The sequence below is a fragment of the Desulfobacula sp. genome (assembly GCF_030145145.1).
GTDB lineage: Bacteria > Desulfobacterota > Desulfobacteria > Desulfobacterales > Desulfobacteraceae > Desulfobacula.
This window is the reverse complement of record NZ_JAQYWD010000016.1, coordinates 83,550-108,455: the sequence shown is the minus strand read 5'-3', so window position 1 is coordinate 108,455 and position 24,906 is coordinate 83,550. Positions and strand designations below refer to the sequence as shown.

At 44.8% G+C, this 24,906-nt stretch carries 23 protein-coding genes; 8 read left to right on the top strand and 15 right to left on the bottom strand.

Features of this window, described 5'->3' with window-relative positions; all coding sequences use genetic code 11:
* Window positions 1–51 precede the first annotated feature (51 nt).
* On the top strand, window positions 52–1,626 hold the full coding sequence (locus Q1Q15_RS11040) for a benzoate-CoA ligase family protein (RefSeq protein WP_300459604.1): 1,575 nt from the start codon (window positions 52–54) through the stop codon (window positions 1,624–1,626).
* A gap of 13 nt (window positions 1,627–1,639) precedes the next feature.
* Here Q1Q15_RS11040 and Q1Q15_RS11035 read toward each other — a convergent pair whose 3' ends face one another.
* Window positions 1,640–2,065 (bottom strand): hotdog fold thioesterase, encoded by a 426-nt coding sequence (locus Q1Q15_RS11035; protein WP_300459601.1) that lies wholly within the window; start codon window positions 2,063–2,065, stop codon window positions 1,640–1,642.
* A gap of 406 nt (window positions 2,066–2,471) precedes the next feature.
* On the opposite strand from Q1Q15_RS11035, the gene Q1Q15_RS11030 reads away from it, so the two are divergent.
* The 4 genes from Q1Q15_RS11030 (at window position 2,472) to Q1Q15_RS11015 (ending at window position 8,245) form a co-directional block, all read left to right on the top strand.
* Window positions 2,472–3,650 carry a peptidoglycan-binding protein gene (locus Q1Q15_RS11030; RefSeq protein ID WP_300459598.1) on the top strand — a complete coding sequence of 393 codons (1,179 nt, stop codon included), beginning with the start codon at window positions 2,472–2,474 and terminating at the stop codon, window positions 3,648–3,650.
* Between the two features lie 412 nt (window positions 3,651–4,062).
* Window positions 4,063–6,609 (top strand): response regulator, encoded by a 2,547-nt coding sequence (locus Q1Q15_RS11025; protein WP_300459596.1) that lies wholly within the window; start codon window positions 4,063–4,065, stop codon window positions 6,607–6,609.
* A gap of 87 nt (window positions 6,610–6,696) precedes the next feature.
* Window positions 6,697–7,749 (top strand): HDOD domain-containing protein, encoded by a 1,053-nt coding sequence (locus tag Q1Q15_RS11020; RefSeq protein WP_300459593.1) that lies wholly within the window; start codon window positions 6,697–6,699, stop codon window positions 7,747–7,749.
* A 295-nt stretch (window positions 7,750–8,044) separates the two neighbouring features.
* The gene (locus tag Q1Q15_RS11015; RefSeq protein ID WP_300459592.1) at window positions 8,045–8,245 is read left to right on the top strand and encodes a cold-shock protein; all 201 of its coding nucleotides are present in this window, start codon (window positions 8,045–8,047) and stop codon (window positions 8,243–8,245) included.
* Window positions 8,246–8,389: 144 nt separating this feature from the next.
* Here Q1Q15_RS11015 and Q1Q15_RS11010 read toward each other — a convergent pair whose 3' ends face one another.
* The 8 genes from Q1Q15_RS11010 to Q1Q15_RS10975 form a co-directional block, all read right to left on the bottom strand.
* Window positions 8,390–8,866, bottom strand: coding sequence for an Lrp/AsnC family transcriptional regulator (locus Q1Q15_RS11010; RefSeq protein ID WP_300459590.1), 477 nt, complete (start codon window positions 8,864–8,866; stop codon window positions 8,390–8,392).
* Window positions 8,867–8,890: 24 nt separating this feature from the next.
* Window positions 8,891–10,078, bottom strand: coding sequence for an ornithine--oxo-acid transaminase (rocD, locus tag Q1Q15_RS11005; RefSeq protein WP_300459588.1), 1,188 nt, complete (start codon window positions 10,076–10,078; stop codon window positions 8,891–8,893).
* Window positions 10,079–10,123: 45 nt separating this feature from the next.
* Complete coding sequence (locus Q1Q15_RS11000) at window positions 10,124–11,224, bottom strand: alanine/ornithine racemase family PLP-dependent enzyme (protein WP_300459585.1); 1,101 nt, start codon at window positions 11,222–11,224, stop codon at window positions 10,124–10,126.
* A 41-nt stretch (window positions 11,225–11,265) separates the two neighbouring features.
* Window positions 11,266–11,937, bottom strand: a complete 672-nt coding sequence (locus Q1Q15_RS10995) for an amino acid ABC transporter permease (RefSeq protein ID WP_300459582.1) — start codon at window positions 11,935–11,937, stop codon at window positions 11,266–11,268.
* Between the two features lie 32 nt (window positions 11,938–11,969).
* Window positions 11,970–12,710, bottom strand: coding sequence for an amino acid ABC transporter ATP-binding protein (locus Q1Q15_RS10990; protein WP_300459579.1), 741 nt, complete (start codon window positions 12,708–12,710; stop codon window positions 11,970–11,972).
* Between the two features lie 4 nt (window positions 12,711–12,714).
* A complete protein-coding gene (locus tag Q1Q15_RS10985) occupies window positions 12,715–13,377 on the bottom strand; it encodes an ABC transporter permease subunit (RefSeq protein WP_300459576.1) in 663 nt (220 codons plus the stop codon).
* 116 nt (window positions 13,378–13,493) lie between these two features.
* A complete protein-coding gene (locus tag Q1Q15_RS10980; RefSeq protein WP_300459573.1) occupies window positions 13,494–14,315 on the bottom strand; it encodes an ABC transporter substrate-binding protein in 822 nt (273 codons plus the stop codon).
* A gap of 160 nt (window positions 14,316–14,475) precedes the next feature.
* Window positions 14,476–14,796: a hypothetical protein gene (locus tag Q1Q15_RS10975; protein ID WP_300459570.1), complete on the bottom strand. Its 321-nt coding sequence runs from the start codon at window positions 14,794–14,796 to the stop codon at window positions 14,476–14,478.
* A 276-nt stretch (window positions 14,797–15,072) separates the two neighbouring features.
* Between Q1Q15_RS10975 and Q1Q15_RS10970 the strand changes: the two genes are divergently transcribed.
* From Q1Q15_RS10970 to Q1Q15_RS10960, 3 genes are all read left to right on the top strand, one after another.
* A complete protein-coding gene (locus tag Q1Q15_RS10970) occupies window positions 15,073–15,654 on the top strand; it encodes a nitroreductase family protein (RefSeq protein WP_300459568.1) in 582 nt (193 codons plus the stop codon).
* A gap of 130 nt (window positions 15,655–15,784) precedes the next feature.
* A complete protein-coding gene (locus tag Q1Q15_RS10965) occupies window positions 15,785–16,066 on the top strand; it encodes an acyl-CoA thioesterase (protein ID WP_300459566.1) in 282 nt (93 codons plus the stop codon).
* A gap of 89 nt (window positions 16,067–16,155) precedes the next feature.
* Entirely contained in the window at window positions 16,156–18,486 is a 2,331-nt protein-coding gene (locus tag Q1Q15_RS10960; protein WP_300459563.1) for a sigma 54-interacting transcriptional regulator, read from the top strand.
* A 41-nt stretch (window positions 18,487–18,527) separates the two neighbouring features.
* Here Q1Q15_RS10960 and Q1Q15_RS10955 read toward each other — a convergent pair whose 3' ends face one another.
* From Q1Q15_RS10955 to Q1Q15_RS10930, 6 genes are read right to left on the bottom strand one after another with little or no spacing between them, the layout of a single operon-like run.
* Complete coding sequence (locus Q1Q15_RS10955; protein ID WP_363320934.1) at window positions 18,528–19,232, bottom strand: ABC transporter ATP-binding protein; 705 nt, start codon at window positions 19,230–19,232, stop codon at window positions 18,528–18,530.
* Window positions 19,225–19,995, bottom strand: coding sequence for an ABC transporter ATP-binding protein (locus tag Q1Q15_RS10950; RefSeq protein ID WP_300459557.1), 771 nt, complete (start codon window positions 19,993–19,995; stop codon window positions 19,225–19,227). The genes Q1Q15_RS10955 and Q1Q15_RS10950 overlap by 8 nt, the downstream gene beginning before the upstream one ends.
* A gap of 3 nt (window positions 19,996–19,998) precedes the next feature.
* Window positions 19,999–20,976 carry a branched-chain amino acid ABC transporter permease gene (locus Q1Q15_RS10945; protein ID WP_300459554.1) on the bottom strand — a complete coding sequence of 326 codons (978 nt, stop codon included), beginning with the start codon at window positions 20,974–20,976 and terminating at the stop codon, window positions 19,999–20,001.
* The gene (locus Q1Q15_RS10940; protein ID WP_300459551.1) at window positions 20,969–21,835 is read right to left on the bottom strand and encodes a branched-chain amino acid ABC transporter permease; all 867 of its coding nucleotides are present in this window, start codon (window positions 21,833–21,835) and stop codon (window positions 20,969–20,971) included. Before Q1Q15_RS10940 ends, Q1Q15_RS10945 begins: the two co-directional genes overlap by 8 nt.
* 33 nt (window positions 21,836–21,868) lie before the next feature.
* Complete coding sequence (locus Q1Q15_RS10935; RefSeq protein WP_300459548.1) at window positions 21,869–23,050, bottom strand: ABC transporter substrate-binding protein; 1,182 nt, start codon at window positions 23,048–23,050, stop codon at window positions 21,869–21,871.
* 27 nt (window positions 23,051–23,077) lie between these two features.
* Window positions 23,078–24,826, bottom strand: a complete 1,749-nt coding sequence (locus Q1Q15_RS10930; RefSeq protein WP_300459546.1) for an amidohydrolase — start codon at window positions 24,824–24,826, stop codon at window positions 23,078–23,080.
* Between the last annotated feature and the right edge of the window lie 80 nt (window positions 24,827–24,906).

Sequence of the window (24,906 nt, the reverse complement as noted above, 5' to 3'; positions counted from 1 at the left end):
TACCGGTTATAAGGGACCAAATAAAAACACAACCAGGGAGGGTATAGTCACATGACACCACTTGAAATTCCGGATCAATTCAACATTGCGTCTTATATGTTAGACCGTCATATAGAAGAAGGCCGGGGCAACCGTCCGGCTATCTATTATAAAGACCAGGTGATTACATGGTCAGGCGTGGCGGAACAGGCGAATCGTGTCGGAAATGCATTGCTTGACCTGGGGGTGGAACAGGAAAACAGGGTGATGATTTGTCTCCCCGACTGTCCGGAGTTTATCAGTGCCTATTATGGCATCATAAAGATAGGTGCTGTTGCAGTTCCGGTAAACACCATGGCGTTACCAAAGGATTATCTTTACTTTTTGAATGACAGCCGGGCAAAGGTATTGATCACGACGTCTGATCTGGCCCCGGCTTTCAGCAAAATTTCCAATGACCTTAAATATTTAAAACACGTTGTGGTACTTGGAAAGAGTCAACCCGGACAGATCGATTTTGATGCCATGGTCAGCAAAGCTGCCCCAGAGTTGACCACCGTCGCCACTTCCAAGGACGATATGGCGTTCTGGTTATACAGCTCGGGAACCACGGGAACGCCCAAAGGGGTTGTGCATCTGCACCATGATATTGTGCACTCCATGCCACCGCACTGCACGGAGGTGATGGCCATCACACCGGACGATATCTCCTTTTCAATATCCAAACTCTATTTTTCATATGGTCGAAATAATTCATTGGATTCCCCCTCTTTTCAAGGTTCTGCCGTTGTTCTCAACCCGGATAAGCCGGATCCGGAAACCCTGATAAATATCATTGAAAAATACCGCCCTACCCTTTTCTACAGTGTGCCCAGTTCCTATTCCGCCCTTCTGAATTTCATGGAAAAAACCGGGCGCAGCCTGGACCTTTCTTCTGTTCGCTTGTGCGTTTCAGCCGGGGAAGCGCTGCCCAAGGTGATTTACGATAAATGGCGAGAGATGTTTAATGTTGAAATTTTAGACGGCGTCGGCTCCACGGATGTCGGCATGATCTACTTGTCAAATCGACCGGGGAAAGTAAGGCATGGCAGTTGTGGTAAATTACTAACCGGTTTCGAAGGCCAACTGATGGATGAAAATAAAGTCGAAGTGGCCGTGGGTAATATCGGGACGATGTGGGTAAAAAATGACGGAACAACCGCAGGGTATTGGAATAAGCATGATAAGACAAAACAAACCATTCACGGTGAATGGTTTTGTACCGGTGATCAATTTTACCAGGACAAAGATGGCTATTACTGGTATGCCGGTCGAGACGATGACATGCTCAAACCCGGTGGACTATGGTTGTCCCCAATGGAAATAGAAGATGTGTTGCTGACGCATTCCCTGGTTGATGAAGTGGCGGTGGTGGCCGAGGGCAATGAATCAGGCCTGGATAAACCGGTGGCGTTTGTGGTGGTCAAAGAGGGCTGTACCCCCACTGAAAATATGGAAAAAGAAGTATCAGACTTTGTCCGAAGCAAAACCGCACACTACAAGTGCCCCCGAAAAATTTATTTTGTCAATGAATTGCCCCGGACAGCCACCGGTAAAATTCAGCGGTATAAGTTACGGGTCCAGCTGCAACATGAAAGGGAACGTTAGACAAAACTCGGGACTATCTTGGCACAAACCATTTCTCCTTTCGATAGGCCTGGTCCTGGCTTTTTGCGATGAGCTCGCCGGTCGTTTGATTATAGATATTGATGTGATACAATGACGTTCTCCTGCCATTGTAATCCTCTTTTGCCTCTGCCACCAGATGGTCTCCCGGATAACTGGGTTTTAGAAAACAGATACTCACATTCAGCGCAACGGCAACTTTTCCGTGGGAATTGCATGCAGCGGCAAAGGCCATGTCACTGATGGAAAAAATAATACCGCCATGGGTGGTGCCGTGAAAATTCGTCATATCATCTGTAATGGTAAGGGAAACCCGGCTGTGTCCGGGTTCGATAATTTCCACTGTTGCCCCAAGATACCTGGCAAAGGCATCTTTTTGAATGTGATCATGGATCGCTTGCTCGCGGGTTTTATCTGCCATGGCATTCTCCTGTCCTGCCCTAAAGTAATTCATCAGCAGAGATTCTGGTTAATTCGCTTAAGGGACACGGAAATACCCCCTGTTCTTATACCGGTACTTGCTGAAGATTTTTTCACAACAAGGGTTAGATTGCAATATGTTATTTCTTTAAAGTTTCATCACAACACGTGTATGATGGACCCTTTAACCGGTAAAATATCGTGTATCCCTGAAAAAAATCGTTTAAATTTTTTTTTACTGTATTTTGTCAAAAAATGGGTTATAATCCTTATATCGATATCAAATTATATCATTTTAAAAACCAACCAAGTTCATAACGACACATCAGAGCAAACCATTTCAGTGTTGGTTTAATGTAAGCATTTCAATGCAAGGGTAAATATTAATATCATAAAAGGAGGATAAAATGAAAATCAGGACGAAATCTTTTTTAACTTACATGCTGATGGTGATATGCACATTGGTATTATCGGCATGCGCTACGACTTCGAAACAGGATACGACCATGGCACAAAAAATGGCCGCTATTGAGACTCAGGAGAAAGCACTTGCCCAGCAAAAAGAAGCCCTGGAGGCCCAAAAAAGCCAGTTGGCTCAAAAAAGCGCAACCGTCAGTTCCCAGAAAACGCAACTTCTTCAAAAAGAACAGATGTTGACCCAGAAGGAACAGGAACTGGCCATGGCCCGGGAAAAAGAAAAGGAGATGGTCGTTGCAGACCTGTTTCCACCCAACGCAAAACCCGGGGAATGCTATGCGCGGATCTTCATCCCCAGTAAATACACTTACGAAACCGAAACAATTCTAGTCCATGACCCCAAAGAAACAATTCAAATTATTCCAGCCCGTTACGAAATCGTGGAAGAAACAGTCCTGGTAAAGGAAGCCAGCACTAGACTGGTCGTGGAACCAGCCCAGTATAAATGGATCGAAGAGACCAAGATGGTTTCTCCTGCGAAAACCGAACTGGTCCAGGTACCAGCGGTTTACGAAACAATTAAGGAAAAAGTCCTGGTCCGAACAGCCCATACCGAATGGAAAAAGGGGACCGGACCGATCCAGAAGGTCAACGAAACCACAGGTGAAATCATGTGCCTGGTTACGGAACCTGCTGTTTATAAAACCATCAGCAAACAGATGTTGAAAACCCCTGCCACCACCCGGGAAGTCATCATTCCGGCAGTAACCAAAACCATCAAAAAACGGATAATGGTTTCACCACCCGTGACCAAGGAAATTGTTATTCCGGCTGAATATGGCAAGGTAAAGGTTACCCGCATGGTCTCTCCGGCCACATCTAAAAAAATCATCAAACCGGCTGTTTATGAAACCGTTCAACGCCGGGTAATGACGAATCCCGGGCATCTGGAATGGACCCAGATCCTGTGCCAGACCAATATGACCCAGGTCAAGGTCACCCAGATTCAGCGGGCCCTGGTCAAAGCCGGTTATGATCCCGGCCCCATCGACGGTGTGATCGGAACTGAAACCATGAAGGCGGTTAATAAATTTCAGTCGGCTAAAAAACTTGCCGTAACCAAATACTTGACCTTTGAAACGCTTCAGGCGTTAAATGTCAAGATGTAAACCCGACGTATTTCAATTTTCAGGATACGCATCCCCTGCTCTTTGATGCAGGGGGATGCGTTTTTTTTGCATTACCGGTAGTCGTCTTTTGTGATTTTTTTCTTTTGTTTCCCCTGGTATTCTGCATTATCCATTGTGGATTAGATTAACTGCTGCCTGAAAATTGAATTGCCTTGCCCCTCTATATATTGTAAGTTGATTCTTATTGACTCAACCTAGGGGGTCAGGCTTTTTTTATTGGAGGCTGAATCTTTTATCAGGCGCCATGCTTTTTATCACTATTTCATGATCAGACGGGTAAAAAAACCATAAAGAACACCTGACCCCAAGTATAAATGGTTCACCCTGAAAGTTGAGGTATTCAAATAGACGGGATGATTAAAAGTGTTCTGGGGTTCCTTATGGCGTTGTTATGAAGAAGAATGACATCAAACTTCGAACGGTATTCATTATACTGTCCATGATGATAGTGGTGTCCTCTTTTATTGGGGGTTACTTATACTATTCAGCCCTGAGAGACTCTTTAGAAAAGCAGACCCATAAAGAAGCCGAAGAACACATAAAACGATTGAGAAACAACCTTGATTCCTACCTGACATGGTCCCTCCTTTCGGTAAAATCTTTGGCTGGATTAAAGGAATTAAGACGCTCTCTATTGATTGGGGATAGACCTGCACTTGCCGAAACCAATTTGATTTTGGACCATTTCCGCGATGTTCTGCAGGTCAATGTCTGTTATTTAATGGACACTTCCGGCAACACCCTAGCGTCCAGCAACCGAAATGATCCCGATACCTTTGTGGGAAAAAATTATGGATTCCGCCCGTATTTTACACAGGCCATAAACGGCATCCCATCGGTTCATATGGCCCTGGGGATAACATCGAAAACCCGGGGAATCTATTACAGCCATCCGGTTTATAACGAAAAAAAAGGCCCCCCTATCGGGATTGCTGTTATTAAGGCATCTGTTGAACGAATTGAAAAAGATCTCATAGAATCTCACAACAGAATTATATTGCTGATTGATCCCCATGGCGTGGTGTTCGTTTCAAGTCGCCCGGACTGGCGGTACCATCTGTTATGGAAGGCATCTTCACAAACAACCTTAGAAATCACCAGAACCAGGCAATTCGGCACAGGGCCCTGGAATTGGACAGGCATGAAACGAATAGACGCAGAAACTGCTGTGGACGATTCAGGCAATACATACCATGTGCATCAACAGGCATTGGCGAATTACGCTGGCTGGCAGTTGGTTTCCCTGCATGACACGCATGACATTATGAAAAAAATAACCGCCCCTTTACGCAATTACATTGGTGCAGGGGTCCTGGTATCCTGTGTGTTTTTTGGCATCATTGCCTTCTTTCTTTTCATACGAACAAATACCAGCATTGTTGAACTCAAAAAAACAGAAGCGGAATTACGAAAAAGCGAAGAACGATACCGGGAATATTTTGAAGAAACTATTTCCGGGACGTATATATCAACCCCTGAAGGACGACTGATTGCGTGCAATCAAGAATACAAGCGCATTTTCGGATTCGATAGCACACAACAAGCCCTGGACACCCCTATCCGTGATCTCTCAGAAAATCCTGCTGAGAGAGTTCACTTTTTAAATCTCCTTAAAAAAAACAGGCGTGTAAAGGGCTATGAACCGAATTTAAAGACCGTCCATGGAGTCCCGATTCATCTGTTTGAAAATGCCTCAGGTGTCTTTGATGAAGCTGGTAATTTAAAGCATATCAGAGGGTTTCTACTGGATATCACGGAGCAGAAAAAGCTCGAAACGCAGCTTCAACAGACTCAAAAACTCGAATCCATTGGCACCCTTGCCGGCGGTATCGCCCATGATTTTAACAATATTCTTTCTGCCATTATCGGATATTCTCAATTAGCTGAAATACATATTAACGACCCGGAAAAAGCAACGGAATATTTGAGTCAGGTGTTTAAAGGTGCCCAAAGAGCATCCGCGCTGGTTCAGCAAATACTGACCTTCAGCAGGCAATCTGAATACAACAAACAACCGGTAACCATTTTTTTCTTGCTAAAGGAAGCACTTAAATTACTCCGATCTTCAATTCCCTCAACCATAGAGATCAGAGAGGATCTTATTTCCAAAGCAATCGTTATGGCAGATCCAACCCAGATTCATCAGGTCATCATGAATCTTTGCACCAATGCCTATCATGCCATGAGTGATACTGGCGGCGTATTGACGGTGAGCCTGCATGAGGTTAAAATTTCTGAGCAGGAAAGCATTCCTGATCTCAACAGGTTCCCGGGGAGATACCTTATCCTTGAAGTAAGGGATACCGGGCATGGCATGGATAAGGAAACTCAGGACAAAATATTTGATCCCTATTTTACAACAAAAGAAGTGGGAAAAGGGACGGGTTTGGGGCTGGCTGTGGTGAACGGCATCGTTAAAAACCATAATGGTTTTATCAAATTATCAAGCGAGACCGGTTGTGGTTCGACATTTCAGGTATTCTGGCCCATCATTGAACAAGTGGAACCCCTTGTTCTCCACGACAAAATGAAAACAAAGTTATTCACAGGGACCGAGCAGATTATGCTCGTGGATGATGAAACCGATATCCTCCACTCATTACAGCAAATCATGGAAAGGCAGGGATATAAAGTAACCCCGTTTAGAGACGGAAAATCCGCATTACAGGCCTTTGCAAAAAATCCCGACCAATTTGACCTCATTATCACCGATATGACAATGCCCCGGATGACAGGGAACGAACTTGCCACCGAGGTGTTAAACATACAAAAAGATATGCCGATTATTCTTTGTTCCGGATATAATGAAAATTTTACCGAAGCCATGGCCCGGGATTTAAGGATTTGCAAATATGTTCAAAAACCGGTGACGGGTCAGGAGCTATCTGCCTTGATCCGTGAGATATTAGATGGGAAGAATATGCTGTTGCCGGAATAAACCGTTCGACAGAAATATATGACTTTGAATTGTAACACGTCATTTACCAAAACATTTTCATTCAAAATAATTGGGAACGATCAAAAAATGGAGACCCCCCTGCTGAAGGAAAAGACGATTGCTGACAGTATTTCACTGGAAATTCTGACATCGCGTATCACACTCCCCCCCATCCCGACCAATGGTGCAAAACTCCTGGACATGGTTCAGCAGTCCACAGATAAAATAGATATTTCTTCATTTGCCAAGCTTGTGGAGGTGGATCCCGGCCTTTTGGCCAGAGTCCTGCAGCTCGCTAACTCCCCTTATTACAGTGAGGTACAAGAAATTGTCAGCCTGAGATCCGCCATTACCCGTATCGGCCTGAGGGAAGCCATCAATTCAGTCTGCCTTCACTTTTTCCAGAAAATATTACCCAAGGTTCCCGCCCTAGAAGGATTTTCTGCAAAGGATTACTGGGCCTTTTCCTGGGCCTGTGCAACGGCGAATCGACGTCTTGGCCACCCCAATCTAAGGATGGGTGTTTTGCCCGGAGAGCTTTATCTCGCCGGACTGCTGCATGGTATGGGAAAGCTGCTGATGGCCATGCATTCCCCCAATGAATTTTCCAAGTGCTTGTCCATGGCCAGGGAGTTGAATCAACCACTGTACAAAATGGAACAAGAGGTGTTTGGAACCACAGATGCCTTTGTTGCCGCCAGAATTATGGAAGTGTGGCATCTTCCTGCCAACATCTGTGCCGGAGTGGCTTTTTATCAAATGCCCGAATCTGCCCCGGTTCAATACAGAGAAATTGCAGGGCTGACTCAATTTGCCCATTGCATTGCCACCCTGTCAGGAATCGGAATCAATGGAGATGGCCTTTTAATGGATCTTTCTTCCACTTACATGGGCCAGCAATCTAATTTACTGATTTCCAGAAAAGAGATCCAGGAAAAGCTTGTCCAGGAAATATTGGCCACCTTATCAGAAAAATCCGAAAGCGTTACCGGGGTGGCAGCGATATCCCAAACCAAATCCCTTGAACAGGCAGACCTTAAACAAGAGCGCCCTGCAAAAAACCCTCTCCCGGTCACCCGGACAGACCACAAGAAAAAGGGGTTGCTGGCCTGGATCAGATCATTGCTGGGCGGCGATTAAAAGGGACATGGTCATCCCACATCGGCAGACAAAAGAGACAAAATCTGTCCCCCTTATCGGGACCATGGGAATGGCTTCTCCCTCACCCTGGGGTAAGGATTACAGATAACAATAAAAAAAGATCATTTTGTGCTTGACTTTTATCTTTGTTTCTATAATATAGATCGGACTTGCGCTGTTGTATGGAAAGCGTAAAGGTTTCATCCGAAAGGTGTATATTCCCGATCACAGAAACGGCATTGCCCCCAAAGTTAGAAACTCGAATTTTTTATTTTTATTACAGGAGATTGCCAAAATGGCTACTGGTACAGTAAAATGGTTTAACGACTCAAAAGGTTTTGGATTTATCGAACAGGAAAATGGAAAAGATGTATTCGTACATCACAGCGGCATTAATTCAACAGGTTTTAAATCCCTGAACGAAGGAGACCGCGTTTCCTTTGATGTCGAAGAAGGACAAAAAGGACCTGCTGCAACAAATGTAACCGTATTATAGTTAACCATTTTAGTTGCTTTTAAAAAAGTCATTTTGGTGACTTGAAAAATAAAGTCCCCGGACAGGATACTGTCCGGGGACTTTTTGATTTTGTGCTCTCCCTGCAAAAAATAACCTGCCAAGAATACCTTTTTCCATCGTCTTTTACAAATCAATGCCCGGGGGAAGAATCGTCCACTTCTTCTTTGATTTCATCACAACAAAAGATTCGCTATAATCAATATTTCCCTGCTGGGGAAGTTTGGATGACATAAACTTATAGAGTGCTTCCATATCATTTGAAAAAAGAATTTCCGCAAAAATATCATATCGACCGGTTACCGCATACACGCTGTCCACCTCCGGCATCCGGGAGAGACCATTCAACGTGTCATCTATTTTCAAATCATCAATTACCCGGATCGCCACAAGGGCCATAAAAAGTTTTTCAATTTTAAAGACATCCACCAACCCTGCGATTTTCAAAACCCCGGACTGCAGCAGATTTTTCATTCGAACCTGCAGGGTTGGACTGGTGATCTCCAGCTTGTTGACCAGTTCTTTTACGGGCATACGGCCATCTCGGGTCAGATGGCGGATCAGTTTTTTGTCCAGTCCATCCAGTTTTTTTAATCCCCCCATATTTTCTCCGACTCTCTTCAACCCCTACCCAATCACCTTATGAATAATATCAAGTGCATAATCGATATCTTTTTTGGTCACCACCAGGGGGGGCGCAAACCGAATGATGTTTTCATGCGTCTCTTTGCAGAGAATACCATTATCTTTTAACTGTTCACAATACTGCCGTGCATTAATCTTTTCAGGCATAAACTCCAGGCCGATCATCAGTCCCCGGCCCCGAGCCTCTTTTATCAAAGGATTTTTCAATGTTTTTAAGCCGCTTAAAAAATACGCCCCCATGGCGGCAGAATTTTCAATCATTTTTTCCTTGATCAGCACATCAAGGGCCGCCAGGGCCACGGCACAGGCCAAAGGATTCCCCCCAAAGGTACTGCCATGCTCCCCCGGATGAAGCACATCCATGATTTCGGTATTGGACAATACGGCAGACACTGGATACAATCCGCCGGATAAGGCTTTGCCAATGAGGGTCATGTCGGCCTCAATGCCGGCATGTTCTTCTGCCAGGAGCTTTCCTGTGCGACCCAGTCCTGTCTGGATTTCATCGAGAATCAAAACGATATCATGATCATCACAGATCTGTCTGACATCTTTTAAATAGGTATCCGGCGGAATGATAACACCGGCTTCTCCCTGGATGGGTTCAACCATAAAGGCAATGGTATTTTCGGTTATGGCGGCTTTCAGTGCTGCTGCATCACCAAACGGGATACGTTTAAAGCCCGGTGTAAAGGGCCCAAAGCCCTCCCTTGCACCGGGGTCTGAACTAAAGCTGATAATGGTGATGGTCCTGCCGTGAAAATTATTATCACAGACAATGATCTCGGCTTTATTTTCACCAATGCCTTTGGTTTGATATCCCCATTTTCGAACGATTTTTATGGCGGTTTCCACGGCTTCGGCACCACTGTTCATGGGGAGCACTTTATGGGAATGGGTCAATTCACATAATGACGTGTAAAACTGACTTAATTGATCATTTCTAAACGCCCGGGATGTCAAAGACAGTTTACCCGCCTGTTCGGTCAACGCCTTGACGATTTCAGGATGGCAGTGCCCCTGGTTCACGGCAGAATACGCTGACAGGCAATCCATGTAGCGATTGCCATCCACATCCCATACCCATATCCCTTGGCCTCTGTTTAAGACCACATCCAGCGGTTTGTAATTGTTTGCTCCCAGTTTACGTTCAATTTCAAGATAATCCATTTTTTCACCCTATCTGTAATATTTATTAAATTAATAATCATCTATTCATGGGTAGCTGCCCTCATTGAGATAAACAGGTTCTATGTAGGGAGATGTCATTGCGGACAGCAGGGCACCATAGGTCAGATGAAACCGAACCGTCTCTCCTACCTTAACCATTGTCGCCTTTAAATCAACGATGACATGATCACTGCTGGACCCGATAATCTCCATATCCCCCACAGGGGTTAACCCCTGGGTCAGCACATCCTGACGCCCAATTTCCAGAATCCCCCTTCTGATCCTGCCCCGATCGGAAAAAACAGGCACCTCCCCAAACGCATCCGTACAAATGGTGCCACAGGGCAGAGAATCCTTTTCCTTGACCTCTATCACTTCTGCCACAAGGCAGCTCGTGTTTGTTTCAAGTTGGTCAATCCTCGCATAATCAATGGTATTGTTCCCGGTAAATATCATTTCACCGATTCTCAAATTATTAACCCTGCCCACCCGATCGGTTTTGTTAACCCAGGGATAATTAGCAGAATTGCCCCCGGAAATCAGGTCAAAACAAAGGTTGAATCTGCTTTCCAAGGTTGTTGCAATCCTTGACAGTTCATCCATCTTCTCCTGATCCGGCAAGACCGCCCCGACACATCCCAGGTTGGTGCCGATACCGATGAGTTTGATTCCCTCAAAGGATCTGAGGGAATCAATGGCTTGCGCCATCTGATCCGGCAAAATACCTTCCCGCAAATCGCCCAGATCCACCATCAATACGATGCGGTGGATCTTGTTCTGCGCCCGGGCTTCATCAGACAGCAGCCGGATGACCGGCAGTTCCGAATTAAAGCTGATATCGGCATAGGTCACCACCTGTTTGACTTTGCTCATGGACGGTGTCCGGATAAGGACCCGGGTATTGTTAATGCCGGCTTCTTTAATTTTTTTAAGATTTTCTATTCTTGAGTCGGCCAGAAACCCGACCCCGGCAGCGGTCATTGCCGCTGCCACCGGGGGACTGCCAAGAACCCCCTTGGTAACCCCCATCATGGATATGCCTTGTGCCTGGAACATCTGCCGTAATAGTTTCGTGTTTCTGTATACCTTGCCAAGGTCAATTTCTATTCTTGGACAACGCAAAAAAATATCGGAAAAACCTGTCATTAGTTTTCTAATGCCTGCCTGGATAAATCTGTCTAAGGGGGCTATTGCGCCAGCTGTAAGCCCGGGATGGTTACCTTTTTTTCAATGGTGCTCATTATTTTGGCCACAGCAAACACCATAATCGTATAAATAATGGCCGCCACGACATAAGATTCAAAATATCGAAAATTCATGGCACCGGTCAGGTCTGCCTGGGCGAGCAGTTCCGGAACCCCCACGGCAAAAGCAACCGATGTATATTTGAACATATAAATAATCTCATTGGAAGAGGACGGAATCACAAGCCGCAAGGCCTGGGGTAAAATAACATACCGTATGGATTTCCATTTACTCAGTCCCATGGATCTAGCCGCCACCATCTGCCCGGGCTTAATCGACTGGATCGCCCCACGAAAATACTCTGCCTGATAAACAGATGTATTAATCCCCAAAGCAATACCGGCGGCAAGGATAGGCTTGAGTAACAGTCCCATATCCCCCAGACCATAATAGATAAAAAACAATTGAAGCAGGCAGGGAGTCCCCCGTAAAAACTCAACATAAGCGGTGACGATCCAATAAATAAATTTGCTGGAATAAACCCGGGCAACCCCCAGTATCATACCAAAAAAAATACCAACGGTGATACAGACAACAGACAGTTGCAGGGTAACCCAGGCACCTGACAGCATTTCGGGTAATATCTCAATGGCGTAATCAAAAAAGCTGACCATGTGTTTCAAACCTCCGGTTCACTGGATATCGGCTATTCCAGCCTAACAAAATTACTCAAAAAAAGTCTGGTTCTTTCATGCCGGGGTGTGGCAAACATTATTTTTGGCTCCCCCTGTTCGACAATCAGGCCCTGATCAATAAAAATGACCTTGTCGGCAACGGATCGGGCAAATCCCATTTCATGGGTAACAACAATGGCGGTCATGCCTTCATTTGCCAGGGCGGTCATGACACTTAACACCTCACCTGTCAATTCCGGATCAAGGGCTGAAGTGGGTTCATCAAACAAAATCAGCTTGGGTTTTAAGGCCAGTGCCCTGGCAATGGAAATCCGCTGCTGCTGGCCACCGGAAAGCTGTGCCGGATAAGAATCAATTTTATCAATCATGCCCACGCGTTTGATTTCTGCTGCGGCAATCTGCCGGGCTTGTTTTTTAGACAGCCCCCGGACCCTTAACGGTCCGAACATGACATTTTCCAAAATATTCAAATGGGTAAACAGGTTGAAATCCTGAAATACAAATCCCATATCCGCGCGGATGCTGTTAATATCAATTTCCGGAGTGTTTATGTTGACCCCTTCCAGCAGAATCTGGCCGGAATCGGGGGGCGACAAATGATTCAGACATCGAAGCAATGTGCTTTTCCCGGAACCTGATGATCCGATGACAGCCAGGGTTTCTCCTTTTTTTAACTCAAAAGAAACATCCTTAAGGACTTCATTGTCATCAAATTTTTTCGTCAGATGTTTAACTTCTAATATAGTGGACATGACACTATCCGCTCCTTTTTTCAAAGCCAGGAACCCACAGTCGTTCTTCTAATCTATAAAAAAACGATGTGCCTATTCTGGTCAATGTAAAGTAAAGAATTCCCACAAACAGATAAACAGCAGCCGTATTGCCATAGGTATACGCGATAATATACTTTGCGTTACGCATGATTTCCACCACCCCCACCACATAGGCAAGGGAGGTATCTTTGAGTTCGGAAGAAAATTCATTGGTCCAGGGTCCGATGGAGAGGCGGATCATCTGGGGAATGACAATGTAAAAAATGATTTTGGGTTTGCTTAAGCCCATGGCTTTTGCCGCCTCAAGCTGGCCGGACTGTATGGACAAGATAGCCCCCCGGAATATCTGGGATTGGAATGCGGAAGAACACAGGCCCAAGGCAATAATGGCTGCTAACATGCGATTCAGATCAAAGGGAAGATAAAACACCAGGAACAAAAGAACCAGCTGGGGAATGGCCCATAAAAATTTTCGCAGGGTTGTTGCTAAAAATTTTATAAGGGTGTTGCCGAAAATCTCAGCCAGTGCAATGGCCAATCCAAGCACGAGCCCCACAATCAAAAGCCCGGCAAGGACCTCTAAAGCCACCAGGGTTCCCTTTGCAAACTGGGGGAGCTCGGAAATAAGTATTCGAAGGATTTCCATAAATCGTGTTCCTGTCTCCAACAAGGGGTGAACCGATCAAGGTAACGCCTGGTCCGGGTATTCCGAACCAGACGTTCAATCGCGCTGATAAAATAACACCCGCAAGGGTGAAACAATTAATTGGACTCGGTGCAAAAAGCCTTATAATCAACCGGGTAAGGAACGGCTTCCACTGATGCCCAGGGCAGATATTTTCGAACCAGCTCTTCAATTTTGCCGGACTCGTAAGCTTTTTTGATACCTGCATTTATTTTTTCAATCAATTTATGGGGATCCCCCGGGGTGACAGCATAGGCGCTGTAATCAAAATGCAGCCCCTTACAGACATATCTGACATCCCTTTTGGCTTCAATAAATCCCCGGGCGGTTGGTGAGTCAACATGAAGGGCGTCCAGCCTGCCAATCTCAAGTTCTTTGATACCCAGTTCAACGGATTCATATCCTTTGATATTAATATTAACGCCCTTGTCCTTGAGTTCTTCTTTGAGCCACCTGTAACCGGTTGTACCCGCCTGGGCTCCCACATTGGCCCCATTGCTCATTGCCGTAATACAATTTAATTTTGAGGTGGATTTAACCAGTGTCCAATAGTCTGTTTTCCAATGCGGTAGTGCATAGTCAATCACTTCAGCACGCTTGCAGGTATAGGAAAGGCCACCGGCAAGGATGTCAATTTTCCCTTTGGAAAGGGCTGCGATAATGGCAGACCATGGAATATCAGCCGCCTCGACCTTAAACCCTTCAACTTGACCGATATATTGAAACAATTCCCAGTCAAACCCTTTGATTTCACCCTTTTCCGCCCATGTCCACGGCGGAAATGCAGCATCAATCCCTAGTTTGTAAACCGGAAGATCTGCAGCATACGACAGACTGCTCAATAAAAATGCTGCGCAAATAAATCCCACACTTAACATCTGCTTTTTAAATTTAAACATACGCTCTCCATTTCTTAAGTTAAAATAATCAACCCCCCATTGCCTCATTAATAATTCTGCAAAAATTAATATAAACAAAATTTAATGTCAAGTAATCTTACGATCTTAAAATATACAAGTGAATAATATTAATGTCATAAAAAAAATATTATTATTATTTTTATGACGTAAAAAAATTGGCCAAAATCGGCTGATGCAGTTTTGTTTTAAAAAAACCATTGATTGGATGGCATTTTGAAAGCTGCATAAATGTAATATTGGTTTTCAACTTGTTTATCTCTTCTCCCAGGCTATCAAAATTCCCCACCCCCTTGGAAATGATCAAATCCGACCGGTCAACCCATTCAAGCCCGCGCAAACCGGGAATGGTTAAAATATCGGAATATAGATCCCTGGCAATGGTATCTTCCAGTGAAAGATGATTAATGGCCGTCAACGACATGTTGAGAATACAGGGTATGCAGCCGGGTTGAATCAGCACAAGAAACTCCTTTTATAATGAATAACTCAACTTTCGGGGTTGGCCATTTATGCTTTATGCTTGGGGTCAGGCTTTCTTTCTGGCACTTTTTTCCCATCTTAGCATGAAATAATGATAAAAAGCACAATAAAAAAAGCCTGATCCCGTCCATAATGAGAATTGCTGGCGAAATATTCTTTGGTTGACTTGAAATGGTTTTGATTGGATACTGTATATAGTGTCCTTGACACTTTGACGGAACCCATTTAACTCATTTTTTAAGGAAGGATAACCATCATGGAGTTCAGCGAATTGATCAAAAAAAGGAGAAGCTGCAGGGCATTTCAGAATACACCGGTTACAGAAGAACAATTACAGTCCATTGCCAAAGCCGGCCAATGGGCCCCCAGCCCCCTGAATGAGCAGCCGTTTCAATTCATTGCCGTTACCGACCCGGGTGTCAAGGCCCAGATTCAGAAAATCAGTATCGAAGCCAAGCAGACCGTTATCAATAAAAATGGCCCCGCCTGGGTGGAAAAATACCCCATGAATTTTATCGGCGACTGTCCATTGATCCTGGTGGTAATTTATGATGCCGACAAAGGCGGGCTGGGCAGCTATTTTGAGCAACCCCACGGTGCGCTGCAATCCGCATCTGCATGCATTCAGAACATGATGCTCCAGGCAAAAGATCTGGGGCTCGATTCCCTCTGGTTTACTTTTTTCAATCCATCCGCCTTGAAATCGATTCTTGACATACCGGAAGAACTGGATATTGCCGGGGCCATCATGGTCGGGACACCTGCCATGAATGCCAAGGCACCCAAACGAAGACCCCCTATGGTTCACAGGGATCGGTTTAACGCCGAAGCACACTAGCCCCCCATTTGCACGGTTTCAATTGCCTGTTGTTTCTGATGCATCCTCCCGGAAGGGATGCCGTCTTTAACTGGCAAGGCCGGGAAAGTATTTAACAGCCGTTTGGGTAAAGACGGCAAAGAAGGATTCAATGAAAACAGAAAAAAGCACACAGGATTCCAGCGTGATTATCTCCAGGGTCATGCTGCCCGAGGATGCCAACCCGGCGGGAATTGTTCATGGCGGGGTTATCATGAAAGAAATTGACAATGCGGCTGGTGTTACGGCAGTCAGACATACCCGAAAAATCTGTGTCACCGCATCCATAGACCGTCTAGATTTTCACAAACCCGCATTTATCGGCAACCTGATAACAGTAAAAGCGGGGATCAATATGACGGGAAAAACCTCCATGGAAATCGGCAAGTGTTAAATGGTAGGAAACCATTAATTTTTAAGGGTCTAATTCGCTATCTATTATGATATCCAAGGGATATTAATTTGGAGTTGGGGTAATTGCAAATGGTACAAGAATCATTTGAAAAATTGGCTGAGTCAGTGAACATGAGCAAAACGTCTTCCTCGGAATCTGATACTGCAAAAAAATTGCTGGTACAGACAGAAAACAGATACAACCGGATGCTCGAGAATCTGAAAGACGAGTTTATGTTTTTCACCCATGACACAAACAAGCGATTTATCCTGCTAAGCCCTTCAGTGAAAAATATTTTAGGATATACCCCAGAGGAATATAAAAAACACATAGATGAACTGTGGACAGATCATCCGGGAAATATAAATGCGCGCAAGCACACAGAGTTGAGTGTTCGGGGAATTCGACAACCACCATATGAGGTGGATGTATTTCATAAAGACGGATCTGCCAGAAGACTGGTGATTATTGAGGCCCCGTTTTTTGATGAAAGCGGCCGGGTGTTGTTTGTCGAGGGAATGGCACGGGATATTACCCAAAAGCGCAAGGTTGAGGAAAAGCTTGAAAAATATCGCGAACATTTAGAAGAGCTGGTGGATCAACGGACCATTGAACTGAAGAATTCACAGCAACAGTTACAGGAAATTATCGATTTCCTTCCTGATCCCACCTATGTCGTGGATAGTGACAAAACCATTATTGCATGGAATAATGCCCTGGAAGAAATATTGGATGTTCCTAAACACAAAGCAATGGGAAAACAATTCTATGACTTCATAAAACCATTTTACAATGACGACGTTCCTTTGCTTATCGATCTCATAGGCGTGGAACCGAAAAATCCGATATTCAGGAATTTTAAAATTTCCAAAGAGGGGAAACTGCTGTTTTCAGAACGGTTTATCCAGTCAATGAATTCTGGGAAAGGAGGATACGTCTGGGTCACCGCAACGCCCATATTAAATCGGGATGGTAAATCCGTTGGTGCCATAGAGTCCATCCGGGATGTGACCCACATCAAAAATGTTGAAACAAGGGTTCTCGAAAGTGAGCGAAAGCTGTCCACATTGATGAACAATCTGCCTGGCATGGCTTACAGGCTGGTTAAAAAGAAGCACTGGGAGATGGAGTTTGTCAGCAAGGGAAGCCGCCTCGTCACCGGACATGAACCTTCTTTTTTCATGGGAAAATCGCTGAAAGAACTCAAAACATTGATTCATCCGGATGATTTAGGCCGGATTCCCTCAGAGATATTCAATACCATCACGAAAAGAAGGAAACCCGCCCGGACCGAATATCGCATTATCGATTACCATGGTGAAGTGAAATGGGTCTTTGACAGGGCAGAAGGGGTTCTTTTTGATGATGATAAACTGGTTGTCATTGAGGGGCTTCTGACTGATTTTACGGTTTTCAAGCAAAAGGAGCAGAAACTTCAGCATGAAAATCTCTATCTTCGATCCACCATCAAAGATCGGTATAAATTTGATAATATCATCGGAAACTCCCCGGCAATGCAAGCGGTCTATGAACTGATACTAAAGGCTGCCGGAACCAGTGACAGTGTGTTTATACACGGTGAATCCGGAACCGGGAAAGAGTTGGTGGCCCAGGCCATCCACAATGCTTCGGATCGGCGCGGGGCTCAATTTGTTGCCGTTAATTGTGGTGCGATTCCTGAAACGCTCATCGAAAACGAATTTTTCGGTTCAAAAAAAGGGGCTTTCACAGGGTCGAATATGGATAAGCCGGGCTATCTTGATATGGCGGATGGTGGTACGCTGTTCCTTGATGAGGTCGGTGAGATCAGCCCGGCACTTCAGGTCAAGCTGCTAAGGGCAATTGAAGGCGGCGGATATTCTCCTGTGGGCAGTACACAGGTAAAAAAACCGAATTTAAGAATTCTTGCCGCTTCCAATAAAGACTTGATGGAACTGGTAAAAAAAGGCCGCATCCGGCATGATTTTTATTTCAGAATTCATGTCCTGCCCATTCATCTGCCGCCATTACGAAAACGGGGCGATGATCTGTTCCTCATCATTGACCATTTTTTTAAAACATACAGTAAAACCAATACCGTCACCACATTGGCGCCCAAAGATCTCATCACACTGAAAAATTATCACTGGCCCGGTAATATCCGTGAACTGCAAAATGTGCTTCGCAGATACGTCATCCTTAAGAATCTTGATTTTCTGCAGGGATCAAAGCCAATGGATGCAAGCCTTGAGGAGACTTCCGAACCGGTGATGGCTGTTGACAAACCGTTTCCTTTAAAAAAAGCCGTGGGTAATTTTGAGAAGCGTCACATTCAGGAGATTCTCAATCAAAACCAATGGCAAAAAGGCAAGAGTTCAAAATTGTTGGGCATCTCCCGGAAAACCCTTTTCAGAAAGATGAAAACATATGGGTTAATATAGGCCTGCTGCGTGTCTTTTCCCCCGGAGAAACCGTCATTCGTCTATTTTCCAAGATACGCTTTTTTTATATAATCACTTTTCAGCAGGGCTGACGCATCTCCTTGTTGGACAATCCTGCCGGTTTCCATGACATATCCTTTTTGAGCCAGGCTCAATGCCAGTTGCGCATTTTGTTCTACGAGCAAAACAGCTGTGCCGGTTTCATTGATATCACGTACCACCTTGCCGATTTCTTTAACCATCAAAGGGGACAGTCCGGTGGACGGCTCATCCAGCAGCAGGAGTTTTGGTTCCGCCATAAGGGCGCAGGCAATGGCCAGCATTTGCTGCTCTCCCCCACTCATGGTTGATGCGATCTGTGCAACCCTCATTTTGAGCTTTGGGAACCGGTCAAAAACCCACTCAAGCATGTCATCTGTTTTCTTTTGATCCTTTTTAATAAATGCCCCAAGTCTTAAATTTTCCATGACAGTCATATATGGAAAAAGTCCCCTGCCCTCGGGCACCTGTACCAATCCTCTTTTAACGATTTCCTGGGGCTGCAACGTGTCAATCCTTTCCCCTCTAAAAAAAATTTTTCCGGCTGTCAGATCCTTTAACCCTGAAATCGCCTTTAGTGTTGTCGTTTTTCCGGCACCATTACTGCCGATCAATGTTACAATCTGTTTTTCTTCCACAGCCATGGACATCTCTTTGATGATGACGGCGCCGCCATATTGCACTTTAAGATTTTTTATTTCAAACAGCATCTTGTTCCGCTCCCAGCCAGGCTTCAATAACATTCGGCATTTCAACTACCATATCCGGATCTCCCTGGGCAATTTTTTTACCAAAGTCCAGCACCACCACCTGGTCACACAATCCAAGGACCGCTTTTATATTGTGTTCAACAATGACAATGGTCAAATTTTTTTCATCCCTCAAGGTTGTGATCATTTCCATCATTTGATCCGTTTCTTGTGCATTCATCCCGGTTAATGGTTCATCCAGAAGCAACATATCGCAACCCGTTGCCATGGCAATACCCAATCCAAGCGCCCGCTGATTCCCATGGGGGAGATTGATCGCCATTTCATCGGCTTTTTCACCCAGCCGGACAAATTTAAGGATTTCCATGGCTTTTTCATCAAGAATCCTGTCTTTTTTTTTACTGATGGCCGACCATGGGAAAAAAATTTCCTTCAGGCCCAGATTTGAATGCAAATGCAGGCCCAGTTTGATATTCTCCCGGGCTGAAAAGCTGCTGAACAGCACATCTTTTTGAAATACCCTGGCAATGCCTTTTCCGGCACGGCTGCATGGACGCTGGTGCGTGATATTTTCTTCCTTAAATATAATCGTTCCGGTTGTGGGGAAAAGAGATCCGTCAATCATATTCAGGGTGGTGGATTTTCCGGCGCCATTGGGACCTATGAGTCCGAATATTTGTCTTTCCTTGATATCAATATCCAATTCAGTAACCGCCTGAATGCCTCCGAATCGTTTTGACAGATTTTTGATTTTCAGCATGGTTTACCCCTTCTTCAATTGTTGTTTCAATCGGGTCAATCGTTCCGGGATACCTGTGACGCCTTCAGGTAAAAACAGTACCACAATAATGGCAATGAATCCGATGATGATGGGCCTGTATTCTTCAAAGGAACGTGCAAACTCACTAATCATCATTAAAACAATGGTACCCACTATGGGGCCGGAAAATTTTTCTTTGCCGCCGATCACCACATAAACCAGCAGATAAATCGATGCCATAATGCCGAATCTGCTGGTGACCTCCACACTCAATCCTTTTTGATAATGCGCAAACAAGGCACCTCCAATCCCGGCAAAAAAACTGGCAATCACAAAATTCATAATACGATGCAGGATGGCATTCATTCCAACGGATTGCGCCAGGGACTCCGCATCTTTTATGGCTCTCCATTTAACGTTCAAATGGGATTTTTCAATGAAAAAAAGAACCAGGATGGAAAGAATGACCACCATGAGTGTAAGGTAATAATAGTTTTCCATTGTATCGAAATCAATCGTTCCGAGAAATGGCAGGCCTATCGTTCCCGGGCCCGGAATATCCGTCAGGCCGAACTGTCCGCCTGTGAGACTGCGCCAGTTATATGCGATAAGACGAAGGGATTCGGCCAGCATAAAGGTTAAAATTGCAAAATAAATACCTTTCAGCCTTAAAAAGGGATATCCCAGCAATAATGCGGTCAGAGCACAGATAGACCCGGAAAGTGGCAGGGCGAGCCAAAAGGAAATATTCAATTTCATGACCATCAGTGCTGATGAATAAGCCCCGATCAAAGCGAATCCAACATGGCCCAAAGATATCTGCTCCAAAATAAAAATAGTTCTCAAACTGCAGGCCATAAGAACATTTATGGCAATTAGTATCAATACAGACAGCAAATAATCGTTTCCTGCCCACCTGCCGGCCAAAAAGCTGACAAGGGTGAATAAAAGGATGATCATCGTGTTGGTTTTCTTATTCATGTCCGAAAAGTCCCTGGGGTCTGATTAATAAAATGATAATGACAATAACAAGGGGAGCCAGTGATGCAGTCAATGGACCAAAAAGAACCGGTACGATCCCATCTATCAAACCGATCAGGATACCACCGAAAACAGCGCCCGAAAGACTTCCCATGCCCCCCAGTACAATAATAGCAAGCCCCTTGACCAGGGGCAGGGTTCCCATAAAAGGCGTCAACATTAAAATAGACCCTGCCATGGCACCGCCGGCAGCGGCGAACCCGCTGCCGATGGCCATGGCCAGAAGTGACATTTTATGGGGATCAATCCCTTTCAATTGTGCAGCCTGGGGATTCTGGGCGCTGGCAACCATCCCTAAACCCAGTTTTGTTCTTTTTAGGAAAAGATACAACATATAGGCCATGCAGGCAGAGATCACCATGGCAACCATTCTATCTTTGGGCACAAAAACCCCCATCAGTTCAAATGATCCCTCACTCAGCCGGGGAATGCTGCGCTCATACAGGCCAAAAACAATCACTGCCCCGGCCTGGAGTATCAATGTCAGTCCGGTGCTGATAATGATGGGTGAAAGGACTTTGTCCTCACAGCGACGAAACAGAAATCTCTCCATCAGCATACCGAACCCGGCCATCAAAAACATGCTGAACAATATGGCGGCATAAACATTGATTCCCATTTTAACCGCCAGGTAGTAGACGGCATAAGCACCCAGCATATATACTTCACCGTGGGCAAGCTGCAGGATTCCCATGATACTGAGAATCAATGTCAAGCCGAGGGCAATCAGGACATAGAGACCGCCCAGGGACAATCCGTTAATAATAATCTGAACCCATACTTGAAAAGGTAATGCCATCAGTTTAATTCCTTTTTGTCCGGTCTGTACAACTTATGGGTTCACAAAATCAGAAAAAACGACGTCTCCTTTTTTCATGTGGGTGATGGAAACAGGTCGGCTCAACACTCTATTGGCACCAAACCTATCTTTCCCGGTCGCTTTAGCTTTGCCGAAAATGGTATCGATATCACCGGGTTTATTTAAAGATTCAAATGCAGCGGTCAATTTTTCAGGATCGAGACTTTGGGCGATGCCAATTGCCTTCAACAATATGCCTGCGCCATCCCATGCAAGAAAGCTATCACCGATAAACGGTTCATTGTATTTCTTTTTCCATCTATCCATGACGTCTTTCATTTCGCTTGTGGGGTTCCCTAAATCAACACCGTTTGTGATCAGGTTATCACAGGAGCTCTTTCCGGCAATCGCCGTAAAAATATCCGGTCCCATGGGGGCATTGGCAATAAAGGTGCCTTTAAACCCCAACTGTCGGGCAGCCATCAATTGATAAGGTCCCTGGCCACTGACCATGGCAAAAATAACATCCGGTTTTGCAGCAATTATTTTTATGAAAACAGGCAGAAAATCCGTGGTACCAAAAGACCATTTAACAACTGATGTGACAGACAGTCCGTTTTTTGATGCCTTGGTTTCCAAATCCTTTATCATACCTTCATACCCGATATCCGGTGCCGAAATGACAATATTTTTGGCAGAAGGATAACTTTTGGCAAGGTAATCAATATCAATGGTATGGCTATCGTCAAAGGAAGGCCCAAGGCGCACAAGGTTCGGTTTTTCACCGGAGACATCTGCCGGATGCCCGGGGATGTTGACAGATGCTATGGCATAAAAGACCCCTTCTTTTTTTGTCACTTTGTAAATCGCGTCAATATTAGATTCAATAATACCGCCGTAAATAATCTTTGCTCCGTCCTTGTGGATTAATTTCAAGGCCGAAGAACTTGATGCACCGGGACTCATTTTCGTATCTTCGGCAATCATTTCAACTTGAAATTTTTTGCCGTTTATTTCAATGCCGCCCTGGGCGTTAATTTTTTCAAGGCGCATTTCAAATCCCCTTTTCAAGGCAACCCCCACCACGCTGATGGGTCCAGATAGAGGAAGGATTGTACCGATAACAATTTTCTCAGAAGCAAATACCACGCTTGAGCAAATAAAAGAGGCCAGACAAAATAAAATCCCAATCTTAAGTTTAAGCTGTTTTTTCATGTCTACTCGCTTTCTTTATTTTATTGATTAACTATTATTTTTTTCAAAAGCACCATTGCTTTTGTCAAAGACCACCTTGCCATCTACAATTGTCATCAAAACCGCTATCGAACCTATTTCATGGGGAGAAATTGTCAGGATATCTTTATCAATAATGCATAAATCAGCCAGTTTCCCCTTTTCAATTGATCCTTTGATATCTTCCATATGATCCTGCCATGCACCGTTAATGGTATAGGTTTGTATCGCCTCCTGAACTGAAATACATTCTTCCGGACCGCTGACGCTTCCTGAAACCAGGCTTTCCCTTAATACCGCAGCCTGGATACCCATTCGCCAGTTGGGATAGGTAACTGGCGCATCAGAGCTGTTGGTCAATGGGATACCGGCTTTTAAAACAGTTTTAAAAGGAAATTCTCTGGCAGCACGCTCAGCGCCAACCACTGTGGGTTCAAAATCACAGATCATTGCATGTATAAATGGCTGCATGGAAACACCAAAATTATGTTTAGCCAAAACCGCCGCCTTTTTTGGGCTTAAAAAATCGGCATGGACAATATAATGCCTCAAATCTTCTACAGGATTCTCTTCCATGGCCTGGACCATACCATCGACGGCCGTATCGATTGCCCGGTCTCCGGTGGCATGTATCCCGATCTGATATCCTTTGGAATGGATATATTTTATCATGGCAACCAGGTTGTCGGACTGTTCTTTATCCGTATCGCCGGGTATAACAGAACGCCCGTGGCCGACGTCTCCGCTGACATAATCTTCATTCATCCAGGCAGAATATGTTAAGGGGATACCATCTGCAAAAATTTTGATCCCCGGATATTTAAGCCAGTTCGCATCACTGGTCTTTGGAAATTCAAATGCTTTGAGACTTTTCTTTATATCGTCCAGGGTCAGTGCCCCGTAATTTCCCATTAACAATAAAATATTGACCCGGGTAGTTAATTTGCCCTCGGACAACAACTCCTGGTAGATCTGACAAAACTCAGCGCTCATTACCCCGTAAACATAGGCCTCCCCGCCAGGCCCGATCGCGGCATCAGTAAAGCTTGTCACGCCGTTGGCACTCAAATGTTCCATGGCAGTAAGCACAGCCTGTTTTTTTTCTGCCCGGGTTAAAAGCGGGACATATTTTGCGACAAGCGACTGGGCTCCCAATTCCTTAAAAATACCGGTGAGCTCTCCTGTTTTTGGATCTTTTTCTATCTCTCCTGATTCAGGATCAGGTGTCTCCTGTGTGAGATTGGCAATTTCAAGGGCTTTGCTGTTTACCAACATGGTATGTGCGGAAAAATCCGTAAACACAACCGGGTTATCCGGTGAAACCGCATCAATATCTTTTTTCCTGGGTAATCTTAAGGGGTCATCTTTGCATTCGGCCAGGGTACTCTGATCCCATCCAAACCCTCGTATCCATTCACCCGGCTTAACTTCTGCCACCTTTTCCTTTAATGCATCGACCATATCCGATATGGATTGAACATTCGGAAACGTTAAATCAAGAGACAATGGGGGCCGGGTGGCACCGAACAGGGGGCCGTGCATGTGCGAATCATTTATACCCGGCAAAACAGATTTACCATTCAAATCAAATATCTTTGTTGTTGGACTGACAAATTTTTTTACATCATCGTTGCTGCCAACCGATAGTATCCTGCCGTCCTTGACGGCTATGGCCTGTTGGATGCTGAACGTTTGATCTACTGTGATAACCTTGGCATTCTTTAAAACGAAATCAGCTTGTGCTGGCTGTGAATTCATTCCAAAAACCTCCATTTTTAAAAGAATTAATGGTTTAAAAAAAATAAGTTTAAAAAAATACATCTCATTCATTTAGTGAT

Excerpts from the sequence above, each read along its gene's own strand:
- Q1Q15_RS11040 (WP_300459604.1), top strand. The coding sequence starts at position 52 with ATGACACCACTTGAAATTCCGGATCAATTCAACATTGCGTCTTATATG.
- Q1Q15_RS11035 (WP_300459601.1), bottom strand. The coding sequence starts at position 2,065 with ATGGCAGATAAAACCCGCGAGCAAGCGATCCATGATCACATTCAAAAA.
- Q1Q15_RS11030 (WP_300459598.1), top strand. The coding sequence starts at position 2,472 with ATGAAAATCAGGACGAAATCTTTTTTAACTTACATGCTGATGGTGATA.
- Q1Q15_RS11025 (WP_300459596.1), top strand. The coding sequence starts at position 4,063 with ATGAAGAAGAATGACATCAAACTTCGAACGGTATTCATTATACTGTCC.
- Q1Q15_RS11020 (WP_300459593.1), top strand. The coding sequence starts at position 6,697 with ATGGAGACCCCCCTGCTGAAGGAAAAGACGATTGCTGACAGTATTTCA.
- Q1Q15_RS11015 (WP_300459592.1), top strand. The coding sequence starts at position 8,045 with ATGGCTACTGGTACAGTAAAATGGTTTAACGACTCAAAAGGTTTTGGA.
- Q1Q15_RS11010 (WP_300459590.1), bottom strand. The coding sequence starts at position 8,866 with ATGGGGGGATTAAAAAAACTGGATGGACTGGACAAAAAACTGATCCGC.
- rocD (WP_300459588.1), bottom strand. The coding sequence starts at position 10,078 with ATGGATTATCTTGAAATTGAACGTAAACTGGGAGCAAACAATTACAAA.
- Q1Q15_RS11000 (WP_300459585.1), bottom strand. The coding sequence starts at position 11,224 with ATGACAGGTTTTTCCGATATTTTTTTGCGTTGTCCAAGAATAGAAATT.
- Q1Q15_RS10995 (WP_300459582.1), bottom strand. The coding sequence starts at position 11,937 with ATGGTCAGCTTTTTTGATTACGCCATTGAGATATTACCCGAAATGCTG.
- Q1Q15_RS10990 (WP_300459579.1), bottom strand. The coding sequence starts at position 12,710 with ATGTCCACTATATTAGAAGTTAAACATCTGACGAAAAAATTTGATGAC.
- Q1Q15_RS10985 (WP_300459576.1), bottom strand. The coding sequence starts at position 13,377 with ATGGAAATCCTTCGAATACTTATTTCCGAGCTCCCCCAGTTTGCAAAG.
- Q1Q15_RS10980 (WP_300459573.1), bottom strand. The coding sequence starts at position 14,315 with ATGTTTAAATTTAAAAAGCAGATGTTAAGTGTGGGATTTATTTGCGCA.
- Q1Q15_RS10970 (WP_300459568.1), top strand. The coding sequence starts at position 15,073 with ATGGAGTTCAGCGAATTGATCAAAAAAAGGAGAAGCTGCAGGGCATTT.
- Q1Q15_RS10965 (WP_300459566.1), top strand. The coding sequence starts at position 15,785 with ATGAAAACAGAAAAAAGCACACAGGATTCCAGCGTGATTATCTCCAGG.
- Q1Q15_RS10960 (WP_300459563.1), top strand. The coding sequence starts at position 16,156 with ATGGTACAAGAATCATTTGAAAAATTGGCTGAGTCAGTGAACATGAGC.
- Q1Q15_RS10950 (WP_300459557.1), bottom strand. The coding sequence starts at position 19,995 with ATGCTGAAAATCAAAAATCTGTCAAAACGATTCGGAGGCATTCAGGCG.
- Q1Q15_RS10945 (WP_300459554.1), bottom strand. The coding sequence starts at position 20,976 with ATGAATAAGAAAACCAACACGATGATCATCCTTTTATTCACCCTTGTC.
- Q1Q15_RS10940 (WP_300459551.1), bottom strand. The coding sequence starts at position 21,835 with ATGGCATTACCTTTTCAAGTATGGGTTCAGATTATTATTAACGGATTG.
- Q1Q15_RS10935 (WP_300459548.1), bottom strand. The coding sequence starts at position 23,050 with ATGAAAAAACAGCTTAAACTTAAGATTGGGATTTTATTTTGTCTGGCC.
- Q1Q15_RS10930 (WP_300459546.1), bottom strand. The coding sequence starts at position 24,826 with ATGAATTCACAGCCAGCACAAGCTGATTTCGTTTTAAAGAATGCCAAG.